12 protein-coding genes are annotated in these 11,651 nt (G+C 37.6%); 1 reads left to right on the plus strand and 11 read right to left on the minus strand.

The window, feature by feature from the left end:
- Positions 1-472 precede the first annotated feature (472 nt).
- The 5 genes from DVW83_RS15520 to DVW83_RS09415 all read right to left on the minus strand — a co-directional run bounded on the left by DVW83_RS15520 (position 473) and on the right by DVW83_RS09415 (position 5,243).
- A complete protein-coding gene (locus tag DVW83_RS15520; protein WP_224784366.1) occupies positions 473-706 on the minus strand; it encodes a nitroreductase family protein in 234 nt (77 codons plus the stop codon).
- 151 nt (positions 707-857) lie between these two features.
- On the minus strand, positions 858-1,148 hold the full coding sequence (locus tag DVW83_RS15525) for a hypothetical protein (RefSeq protein ID WP_224784365.1): 291 nt from the start codon (positions 1,146-1,148) through the stop codon (positions 858-860).
- A 198-nt stretch (positions 1,149-1,346) separates the two neighbouring features.
- A complete protein-coding gene (trxB, locus tag DVW83_RS09405) occupies positions 1,347-2,300 on the minus strand; it encodes a thioredoxin-disulfide reductase (RefSeq protein ID WP_258079036.1) in 954 nt (317 codons plus the stop codon).
- A gap of 118 nt (positions 2,301-2,418) precedes the next feature.
- Positions 2,419-3,849, minus strand: a complete 1,431-nt coding sequence (locus DVW83_RS09410; protein WP_104661756.1) for a 6-phospho-beta-glucosidase — start codon at positions 3,847-3,849, stop codon at positions 2,419-2,421.
- A complete protein-coding gene (locus DVW83_RS09415; protein WP_104661755.1) occupies positions 3,849-5,243 on the minus strand; it encodes a 6-phospho-beta-glucosidase in 1,395 nt (464 codons plus the stop codon). Before DVW83_RS09415 ends, DVW83_RS09410 begins: the two co-directional genes overlap by 1 nt.
- Positions 5,244-5,463: 220 nt before the next feature.
- On the opposite strand from DVW83_RS09415, the gene DVW83_RS09420 reads away from it, so the two are divergent.
- Positions 5,464-6,360 carry a MurR/RpiR family transcriptional regulator gene (locus tag DVW83_RS09420; RefSeq protein WP_005880364.1) on the plus strand — a complete coding sequence of 299 codons (897 nt, stop codon included), beginning with the start codon at positions 5,464-5,466 and terminating at the stop codon, positions 6,358-6,360.
- 64 nt (positions 6,361-6,424) lie between these two features.
- Here DVW83_RS09420 and DVW83_RS09425 read toward each other — a convergent pair whose 3' ends face one another.
- From DVW83_RS09425 to DVW83_RS15530, 6 genes are all read right to left on the minus strand, one after another.
- Complete coding sequence (locus DVW83_RS09425) at positions 6,425-8,317, minus strand: beta-glucoside-specific PTS transporter subunit IIABC (protein WP_104661754.1); 1,893 nt, start codon at positions 8,315-8,317, stop codon at positions 6,425-6,427.
- A 78-nt stretch (positions 8,318-8,395) separates the two neighbouring features.
- A complete protein-coding gene (licT, locus tag DVW83_RS09430; protein ID WP_104661753.1) occupies positions 8,396-9,250 on the minus strand; it encodes a BglG family transcription antiterminator LicT in 855 nt (284 codons plus the stop codon).
- Between the two features lie 294 nt (positions 9,251-9,544).
- Positions 9,545-9,760, minus strand: a complete 216-nt coding sequence (locus tag DVW83_RS09435) for a hypothetical protein (RefSeq protein WP_224784363.1) — start codon at positions 9,758-9,760, stop codon at positions 9,545-9,547.
- A gap of 26 nt (positions 9,761-9,786) precedes the next feature.
- Complete coding sequence (locus tag DVW83_RS09440; RefSeq protein ID WP_224784362.1) at positions 9,787-10,035, minus strand: hypothetical protein; 249 nt, start codon at positions 10,033-10,035, stop codon at positions 9,787-9,789.
- A gap of 7 nt (positions 10,036-10,042) precedes the next feature.
- Positions 10,043-11,155: a DUF1430 domain-containing protein gene (locus DVW83_RS09445; RefSeq protein WP_224784361.1), complete on the minus strand. Its 1,113-nt coding sequence runs from the start codon at positions 11,153-11,155 to the stop codon at positions 10,043-10,045.
- A 271-nt stretch (positions 11,156-11,426) separates the two neighbouring features.
- A partial coding sequence (locus tag DVW83_RS15530) for a hypothetical protein (RefSeq protein ID WP_238699399.1) occupies positions 11,427-11,651 on the minus strand: 225 nt, incomplete at its 5' end.

Genomic DNA, 11,651 nt, shown 5'->3' on the forward strand with positions numbered 1-11,651 from the left:
ACTCAGACAAAACCACCGTTTTTTGTTTTGATACGATTAAAAGAAAAACACTCAAAAAGATGTGTTCAAGCATTTTTTGTAGTAATTATTTTTGTCTCCAATTCCCTTTATCCACCAGCAAATGCCATGGTGGAATCAAATGATTGTTTCTATGAACGTTCATAGCCCATAGGAGTCAGTTAAAACACTCCCAATTTTTTACAATCTGATTCTATTTTTTTGCAAGACCCTGCTTGTTTAGATAGTCTTTCATTCCCATTCTAGACAATCGATGGAAACTGTTTACCGTGCCATCTGCCCACGTTTTATTACTAAAATTAACAATACGGTTAGTATAATATCGTCTTGTTGTTTCTTCATATTCATTGATGATTTCATCTGCATCCTTGTTTTATTTGTCTATATGGTAGATTCCCGCCATTGGAATCCTAGGTTTCAATTCATTTTTAGCTCTTGGATAACCCACAACTAATCAAAATACAGGAAAAACATATTCTGGTAATTCTAACAGGTCAGATATTTCCACGATAGCATCGCGAATACCACCAATATAACAAACTCCTAATCCCATCGATTCTGCTGCAACAGTCATATTTTGTGCGGCTAAACTCGCATCAATCGCCCCTGCTAGAATAGCGTCAACTCCTTCGAGCATTGGTTGGATATCAATATTCCTTTCTTGTGATAACCGATGTAATCTTTGCATATCTGCACAAAAGACAAAGAAGTGACTACCTTCGAAAATAAAAGGCTGATAGCTAATTCAGCAATATTTCCTTTTAATTTATCATCCTCTACGTCAATAATCGTGTATGCTTGTAAAAAACTTGCAGAAGATGCGGACTGAGTAGCCAGTATCAATTCTTTACTTGTTCTTCATTGATTTTTTTATCCAAAAATTGTCTAACTGAAACATGTTTTTTTAATAATTCAGTTGGTTCATTCATGTGAAATTTCCCTTCATCCTTTAAATTACGTCCTATATTACCATTTTTGTACTGATCACTCAAAAAAACATTTGATCGAACGATTCCACCTATTTCTACGGTGTAAATGTAGATATCAAAAGAGGTCGAGACAAAAGTCGTTTCGCTTTGAGAATTTAGAGAGAAAAACGATGCCGGAACATCGCTTCTTAAGATAGTCATTTATCGATAAACTTCCTGTGCAGATATATCTGTTTATCCTCACTAAAATGGACCACCCCCCGACAAATAGCCAGAAAGTAGTCCAAAATCTCGATTATATCCAGTTTTCATTCTTTTTATCGATTGTTGAAATCAATAACAGAAGTAGGAAATGACGCCTAAGCGCCCATCTTTAACAACTAACTCTATACTTTTTGCCTAGGCTTCAGTTGGTTCGCCTAATGATTCAAGATATTTATACACTTGTTGTCCAGCAATCCCGCCGTCTCCAACAGCTGTTGTGATTTGACGTAGGTCTTTTTCACGGACATCGCCGATCGCAAAGACACCTGGCATCGTTGTACGCATGTCTTGATCCGTTGGAATCCAACCTGCTGCATTCGTCAACCCTGCTTTTTTGAATGGTTCAGTTAATGGATCAAGTCCCACGTAGATGAAAACACCATCAGCCGCTAATTCGACTGTTTCATTTGTTTTGACATTGTGAGCTTTGACTCCTGTGACGACCATATCATTCCCGATGATTTCATCAGTGACCGTATCCCAGACAAAAGAAATCTTTTCATTTGCAAAAGCTCGATCTTGAATGATTTTTTGTGCGCGCAACTCATCTCTACGGTGAACGATCACTACTTCGGAAGCAAATTGAGTAAGGTAGATTGCTTCTTCTACTGCTGAATCTCCTCCACCGATGACCACTAAACGTTTGTTGCGGAAAAACGCCCCATCACAAACTGCACAATAAGAAACGCCACGTCCAGCATATTCTTCTTCGCCTGGAACGCCTAATTTACGGTGGATACATCCTGTAGCAATGATCACTGTTTTTGCTTCATAGCTTTTGTCTTCACAGATGACTTCTTTATAATCGCCATGGTCTTTGATATCTTGAACGATACCATACACGTTTTCAGTGCCAAATCTTGACACACCTTCATACATTTTATACGCTAAATCCGGTCCCATGATCGAATCGAAGCCTGGATAATTTTCTACTTCAGCTGTATTGTTCATTTGTCCCCCAGGAGCACCTTGTTCGATCATAGCCACTGATAGATTTGAACGTGAAGCATACAATGCAGCAGTCATACCAGCAGGCCCCGCACCAATTACGATAACATCATACATATGTACATTCCTCCATTTAGAAATCAAGTAAGCTTACTTTACAGCCTATACAAAAAAAAGTCTATTGTTCTGCTTACAATTTCGAATAGACTTATTATACTCGAAAATTCAGCTTAAAAACAATAGACTTTTTAGACTATCTTTAATTACTTAGATCTTCTCCATTTGTTGCAATCACTTTTTGATACCAGTCAAATGATTTTTTCTTTGAACGTTTCAGTGTTCCATTTCCGTAATTATCACGATCCACGTAAATGAATCCATAACGTTTTTTCATTTCTCCTGTTCCTGCAGAAACTAGATCGATACATCCCCAAGTCGTATAGCCTAACAAATCAATTCCATCTAACTCCACTGCATCTTTCATCGTTTGGATATGCTGTGCCAAATAATCGATACGATAATCGTCTTCAACATAGCCATTTTCATCTGGAGTATCGATTGCGCCTAAGCCGTTTTCGACAATGAATAGTGGCTTTTGATAGCGATCATAGATATCGTTCATCGTTATGCGCAAGCCTAAAGGATCGATTTGCCATCCCCATTCACTTTCTTTTAAATAAGGATTTTTCGCCGACGCAAAGATGTTTCCGGCGGTTTGCTCCAATAATTCTGGATCAGTGGTAGCTACTCGTGAAGAGTAATAAGAAAATGAAATAAAATCGACAGTATGTTCTTTTAAAAGTGCCAAATCTTCGGATGTCATATCGATCACGATCCCATCACGTTCCATTTTCTTAAGAGCGTATGCCGAATATTCTCCTCTTGATTGAACGTCGATAAAGAAATAGTTCTCATGATCTGCCTGTCTTGATGCCCAAACATCTTCTGGTTTACAAGTGAACGGATAGTTGGTCCCCGCTGCTAGCATACAACCAACTTTATTTTCTGGATCAACTTCATGAGCAATCTTCGTAGCGATCGCACTGGCTACTAATTCATGGTGGGCAGCTTGATATTTGATTTGTTCAATATTGTCGCCTTCTTCAAAGTAGAGTCCAGCACCCATAAATGGAGCGTGGAGGATCATATTGATTTCATTGAAGGTTAACCAATAATGGACCAAACCTTTATAACGATTGAAGATCACCTGACAAAGGTTTTCATAAAAACCGATCAGTTCCCGTGATCGCCAAGCACCATATTCTTCGACCAAGTGCATTGGGCAATCGAAATGTGTGATGGTCACCAAGGGTTCAATGCCATATTTTTGGCATTCCTTGAATACATCTTCGTAGAATTTCACTCCTTCTTCATTTGGTTCCTTTTCATCTCCTTTTGGAAAAATACGACTCCAAGCGATGGACATCCGATAGGTTTTGAAACCCATTTCTGCAAATAGTGCGATATCTTCTTTGTAGTTGTGGTACATATCGATTGCTTCTTTTGCAGGATAGAAATGTTCCTCATCAAAATCAAACATCTTTTTTTGACCAGTAATCACAGAAAATCGATCCTCACCGATAGGAACGACATCGACATTCGCTAAACCACGACCACCTTCATCATAGCCACCTTCACATTGATTGGCAGCTGTAGCTCCGCCCCATAAAAAATCTTTTCTAAATGCCATTATATCTCCTCCATCACTTTGATTAAATTTCGTGCAACTTCATCTTTCACTTCAATACCTTCTTCTTTCAAACGGTCGATTGTTTGCTTGAATTGTGGTAAATACGCTTCATGGGCAATAAACAATTCATCCATGATTCGCTTGGCAGTCTCGCCAGAGCGGACCAACGGGTTGATCGTAAAGGCTTGGAGTGCTGTACCATAATCGCCTGTTACAGCTGCTTCGATCGTCAATAACTCCATGTTCTTCATCAATTGGAGCCAGCCTCTTTCTGCAGGTGGTAAAGAACCGAAGGCAACATTTCTGGTCCCATTCGCACCCACGTAAGCTGTCACTTCAACTACACAATCCGCTGGCAGATCAGGGATCGCTCCATCATTTTTCGTAGAAACCACGATTTGTGTTTCTTTATTCCCATATATAGAAGCAATCGTTTCGCAAGCCGCATCTGAGTAATACGCGCCTCCACGTTTTTGTAATTGTTCTGGCTTATGGTCTAACTTAGGGTCTTTGTATAATTCAAATAATTCTGCCTCTGTTTCTTTCACTTGTTGTGCTCTTGTTCCAATCGTTCGATACTCCTCTAACGCATGATGGAGCATCTCTTCTTCCCGATAGTAATAGCGATGGTATCCACAAGGAATCATTTGCATTTGTTTTAATTGTTCTTTAAAGAAAGGAACATCAAAGATATTCTTCGGTAAGCCATTATCATCCGCATACAATCGATCAATCAACTCATTTGTACGATCATTCCCTTTCGCATCCGCTACTTTATGCCAATGGAAATGATTCAAACCAGCAAATTTATAGATAAGATCTTCTTTCTCCTCTCCTAACATTCCTGGTTCCGTCATCATAGCCATTACAGGAACATTGCACAGACCGATGACTTTTTCCCAGTGTCCGTAACGCACAACTGCTTCTGTGACCATCCCACTTGGATTAGCAAAATTGATCAACCAAGCATTCGGACAAAGCTCTTTCATTTCTTCTACGATAGCCAAGACGACTGGGATCGTGCGAAACGCCTTGAACATTCCTCCCGCACCATTCGTTTCTTGCCCCAACATACCGTAGTAAGCAGGGATACGTTCGTCTTTCACTCGTGCATCAAGCTGGCCAACTCTAAACTGCGTGGTAACAAAATCGGCGTCTTTCAATGCTTCTTTTCTGTTCAATGTCGCATAGATCTGAACGTCATATGGCGAAGCATCCCACATACGCTGTGACATTTCACGGACGATCCTTAGTTTTTCACTTCCTTCTTCAACATCGACTAACCATATTTCTCTAATAGGTAATTCTTCATATCGCTTAATAAAACCTTCCATCAATTCAGGGGTATAGCTACTTCCTCCGCCAATCGTTGCAATCTTGACTCCTTGCTTCATAGACTCACTCCTTCATTTTATTTACAACTATATTATGTTTATTGTAAAAAATATCTCAATAATTTGTCGCTTTTTTGAATACTGATTTACAGATATTCGTTTATATACAGATTTATTTGTAAAAATCCTGCGTATAAGGCTAGTAACAATTGACACTACCGTGTATAACGTTTACAATTCATTTACACAAAATTCTAAAAAAATGCAAAGGAGATGTAACATGTTATTACAGGAGAAAATAAAACAAACCTCTTTTTCACCATCTGAAACTGTTGTTATCGAATTTATTCAAACGCATGAACATCAGCTAAATGAATTGACGATCCAACAAATTGCCAAAACATGTTACGTTCATCCTTCTACATTGATACGTATAGCAAAGAAACTCGGCTTTAGTGGGTGGGTGACTTTTAAAGAAGCTTTGGTTACAGAAACAGAATATCTTGAAGGCAATTTTCAAGAAGTCGATGCCAATCTTCCCTTTTTAGAAAACGAAGGGATCATGACGATTGCAAACAAAATTGCTTCTCTGGAACGGATGACGATTGAAGATACGTTATCTCTCCTTCATCACGATGAACTACAAAAAGCAAAACAACTTTTATTGAGAGCAAAAAAAATCGTACTTTTTTCCAGCAACTCCAACACATTGATTTCTCAAGACTTTATGCTAAAAATGAAACGGATCAAACACGATGTCACAATCGTCACAACTTTTGGGGAAACATACTACGAAGCCTATAACTGTACCCCCGACACCTGTGCAATCTTGATCTCCTATACTGGAGAAAATAAAACGATCCTACGTACAGCAGCCATTTTACAGGAAATCCACGTTCCCATTTTAGCTCTAACCAGTATTGGAGATTCGACACTTTCTTCTCTCAGTACAGCTGTATTACGCATGACTACAAGGGAACGCTTATATTCAAAAATCAGTAATTTTACCATCAACACATCGATCTGTTATTTGCTAGATGTGTTATACGGATGTGTGTTTGCAGAAGATTATCAAAGAAATTTAGATCATCTGATTAAAATTGGTCAAAAAGTGGATAATCGACCAATCAGTTCATCGATCATGGAAGAACCCTCCACTTATTTACGCAACTCTTAATCGTAAGTGTGCTCCGTTTGTTCTTTTTTGCCAATAAATAAACGGAGCACACTCTTTCTTCCATTTATAGACTTGTCACAGCAGTAAGCAGCTCATCGCCATTATTGACGGTGATTCCTGTTTTTTCAGCTATTGATTCATAATCCGTTGCGTTGGTTATGATCACTGGTGTCTCGATGCTATAACCTGCTTTTTCAATACCTACCTTATCAAATTTGAGAAGTACTTGGCCTTTCGTCACTTTGTCCCCTTGTGCAACAAATGATTGGAAATATTTTCCTTCCAATTGAACGGTATCTACACCCACATGGATCAATAATTCAAGGCCTGTCTCTGACACTAATCCAATCGCATGTTTTGTTGGAAATAAAGTCAAGACTGTTCCGTCAAACGGTGCTAAAACTTCCCCTTTATCTGGATAAATCAAACTACCTTTTCCTATTACTCCCTTAGCAAATGCTTGATCAATTGCTTGGTCTAACGGGGTGACGCGCCCTTCAATCGGTGTCAGCACAATTTCTTTTCTTTTATCCTCAATAGTACTCGTTGTTTCTGGTGTTTGATCTATCCATAAAAAGAATGTAAGGAAAAAGCCAATGACAGAAGCGATCGCTATACCGATAAATGCGTGATACATCCCACTTGCATCCGTTCCCGTTAGATAGTTTACTACGCCGAAGATACCTAATCCGCCCATCGTATACCCAGTTGCCCCTGAAACCATCAGATAAATCCCTGAGATACTGCCACCGATCATTGAAAAAATAAATGGCTTTTTATTCGGAAGTGTAATCCCATAGATTGCTGGTTCAGTTACACCAAAAATACCGGATATGACTGCCGGCATACACAGTGCCTTCATCTTTTTATCCTTAAACTTGAAATACATTGCAAGCACTACTGCTGTTTGTGCAAAACTAGCACCGAAAACTGCCGTCAATATTTGACTAGATCCATTTTGTGCCATCTGCATGATTGCAAGAGGGATAACACTCCAATGCAATCCGAAAATAACCAGAACTTGCCAAAAGAAACCAAGAACCGCACCATACACAGCAGGAGAAAAAGCCATCAAAGACTGAAAGCTAGTACTTAGTAGTTCCGTCAATAAGCTAACGATCGGTCCAATGACTAAAAATCCGATCGGTAAAGCAATCAGCAGAACCGAAAAAGGTACAACAAAGGTTTGGACAACAACTGGAATCAATTTTTTAGCGATTTTTTGGATCTGTCCGGCAAATGCAATGATAAAAATTACTGGTACCACACTACTCGTGTAACTAGATCCTACCCAGGGAATCCCCAAAAAGGTTTCATAAGCGGGCAATCCTAGTAAATGATACGGTGCTCCTACTCCAGGTGTAGCCGCTTCAAATCCACTTTGCAAAGCGGGACCTTGAACAGTCGGGTAACAAAGCGCTGCGCCAATCACGATCCCTACCATTGGGTTCAAATGGAATTTCTTGGCAGCTGTATACCCTAAGATTACCGGCATAAAGTAAAAAATTGCATCGCCGATTCCATTGAGCATCGTATACGTCCCAGAATTATCTGCATAAAACCCTAAAAATAGAAACAAGGCATTTAACCCTTTCACCATCCCTGCAGCAGCCATCGCTCCAAGAAACGGTTGAAAACAGCCACTTAAAATATCGATCAGGCGATTAAATAGATTTCCCTCTTGCGTTAGCTCGCCGCCCTCTTCTCCTATACCTGCCACGTTCACTACTTCGCTATACACATCTGGGACATGGTTTCCTATCACCACTTGGTACTGTCCCCCACTTTTCATGACTGTCACTACACCTGACATCTTTTTCAGCTTTTCATCTAGTGCTTTATTTTCATCTTTCAATTTAAAACGTAACCGTGTAATACAATGAGTCAAACCATGAATATTTTCTTTTCCTCCAATTGCTTGAACGATTTCTTCTGCTAATGTTTGATATTTCCCCATTTTTTCCCTCCATTGATTTGAAGGTTTAGCCAACTAAATGTCACCATCCTTTTTATATTTGTCTTGCTTTCTCCTTTCTTAATTTTTCAAACGATACTCATGCCTCAATCGTGCGACATGAATCGTTAAATACACGATTTCATCTTGAGAAACTTGGTAATCCAGACTCTCATCTAAAAAAAATGCAATTTTTTTCACGCATTGAAGCGCAACTGGGTATTTTCGTTGGATCACTTGCAGTAACTCTTCTTCCACATCGCTATCCACTGGTTTAGACGTGTTCATGATACGTGTCAGAAAAAAACGTAAATGTGTGACAAATCGAAAAAAAGCAACTGATTCTTCATCGAACGTCATTTGATAATAGTAACGAACAATGTTCAAAATATCTTGAAGTGTTTTTGTAAAAAGATACATATTCTCCAATTGGTTACGATCTGTCTGAGCATTCACCAAATGTAAGGCAATAAAACCTGCTTCATTTTCAGATAACTCAATCCCATGATCATCCAACATTTTTTCGATCATCCGTTTGCCGATTTGAAACTCTTTTGGAAATAATTGCTTGATGTCATAAAGTAAAACATTCGGGAGCTCGATTCCCTTTTGTTTGCGTTTGATCGCTGTATAAAGATGGTCTGTCAAAGAAATATAAATCGATTCATTTAATGGTACGCGTAACATTTTTTTCGTATCTTCGATGATTTCATACGACCATTCGATATACTTCAACGGAATTTCTTGTACTAATTTTTGGAAATATCTCGCTACCCGATCGTCTGCCAGCTGAAATTTCTTATCAATACATTTTTCTGCAATTTTGTCCCCCGTCTTTTTCTTATAAGCTAATCCCTTCCCCATCACGATCATTTCCTGATTCAACTCATTTCTTGTGATCACGACATTGTTATTCAATATTTTCTCGATCCGCATGGCTTCTCCTTTCTATGAGACATACTCAATACTGGTTCAGAGCAAAAAGAAAAACCTAAAAAGTCTCCCCTCAAGATACAAGGTGACTCATTAGGTTTAGCTTGCGTGATGCAATCACTATCCAAGTTATTTTGTTTTCTTTATCTTAGCGAAAGCAGAAAAAAATGTCAACGCTTTCTTTTGTACGTGCTATAAAATTTCACCGAAAATCAAATAGCTGATTATCCTGAAATGATTTTGCATAAGTCCACTTTTCATTCGTAGCATTTGCTGACTTCACTACACTTCCTATTTTTACTTTTGCACCATGACGATTGTACATATGCGTGAGTGAACCGTTTTTGGTATAGATGAATCAATGATATTACCTGCAGCATCAAAATGAATGTAGACTGGTTCTGTGGAAGAATAATCCAATTCACCTATGTCATTTGCAACACTATTTTCAGATACAGCCAAACATCCTATAGTTACTGCAACGACGACAACGATCTGCATTACTATTTTCATTTTAATCTTCCCTTCTCTCTTTAAAATCAAAGCATCATACATTTTGTTCCCAAGGTTGCTAACTCGGTATCATGCGTTACTACTATAACTAAACGTTTCTCAGCAACTAACTCTTGCAGAATACTGAAAATGATTTTCTTGTTCGAATCATCTAACGAACCTGTGGGATCATCTGCAAGAATGATCCTTCCGTTCTTCAAAAATGTCCTAGCCGAGGCAATTCGCTGTTTATTGACTATCTTCGTACAATTTTTTATAGAAAAAATTTCTGTCATCCCATCATCATCCTGAAAGTATAACTAAGTTACTTTTCTTTTCGATATAGAGTAAAAAGACAATGGTCTTACCTAAATCGATCATTAGAAGCATGAACATATTTATAACGATCCTTAAATCACTCTCCCAAAAGACAAACATCGCGATAGTTGTTAAAATCCATTTAAAGAAGGTTAGTATAAGCAATGTTCGATAGGTAGAAAACATGGAATATCCACTTAATCTTAGTAATGCAATTATTCTTTTGTTATAAATGAATAAAATACTTAATACGAAGAAATTCAAAGAAAAAAACGAACTAGCGGTTACAAGGAAAATACTCACTACCTGCCCCAAGGACCTACTTGTCATTTTCACTACGATTTCTTCTGCTCTAGTATATGGATGCAATAGCTGTAAATTGTCACTCAGCTGATTTGCTTCAACTAAGTTTAAAATTTTCTCTCTATTTTTTTGATTCGTTTTTACCTTCAAAGGTGGTGTACTGTCCCCATCAATAATATTCCTTTCCCAAAAGGTACTATTCATGAGTGTTAAAACTTCTATAAAGGGATAATCCTTAATCCACATCATAACTAGCTCACATACTACTACACCTAACAAAAAAAGGAGCATCTTATTACCAAGCAGCATATGCACAATATGTTTGACAGAAAAACTATAATTAGATAATAGACCAATTTCTCTGATTGCTATCAAGTAATAGGAACCTAATACAGCGATAAAGAAGAGTAGACCAACTTGAATATAAAAAGAAGACTGATACAGATCAGTATTTCCTATTGGAGAATAGTTCCGTTCATTGTTAAAATCATCAAAACGCTCTATTCCATGAGTGGATTGAAAGATTTCGTTATATTTTTTGCTAAATTCCTTTATGTACCCTTCATACTCTTCTTTGTCAGAAGTCAGTATAAAAAATTCTCCTTCGAAATCCTTTTTCCGGATTGATTGCTGTATATTTTCGATACGAAAATTGGTATTTGAGAATGGCAACTTGAAGTTTGATGGTTCTTTTTGATCTTGATCTTGATAATAGAAAATAATTTCAAGCTTGGGGTTGAGTTTAAAGTCGAAACTTTCATTTATCTCATGCGATTCATTTGTCACTTTCTTCATATATGGGATATTCGTCTTTAAAGAAATATCCTCAAATAAAGAAAGGATTTGACGGCATTCTGATTCCTGAACAAAAATTTTTGGTATACGTAATGGCGAATAACTACTCGTATGATTGAAAATATCTATTGTTTTATTCAGATTTTGGTTATTGATCGTTGAAAAAGCAATACCGATAATTAACAAACTAAAAAAGAAAACAGAAAAATACCTTCACTATTTTTTGTCATTTTCCTTCAATCCTTTAAGAAACTCAAGATATAGCTACAGCCTAAAACATTTTCTCCACTAGCTTCTCCTCCCGACCTGCGCGATGATTGTTTTGTTGCTGACTTAGATAGTCATAGAAAAGCAATGTATTTTTTTTAATACTGTATTTTATTTGATTATAAATCAATAACAAAAGTAATATTTTTTTCGATAAAGTCCATATAATTGTGTAAAAGATAAAAGGCCATGTAACAGCCCTTTTACGGTACAATGTTTTTAACCACAA

Origin of the sequence: Enterococcus sp. VV15 (assembly GCF_005236045.1) — a bacterium.
Taxonomy (GTDB): Bacteria; Bacillota; Bacilli; order Lactobacillales; family Enterococcaceae; genus Enterococcus_B; species Enterococcus_B durans.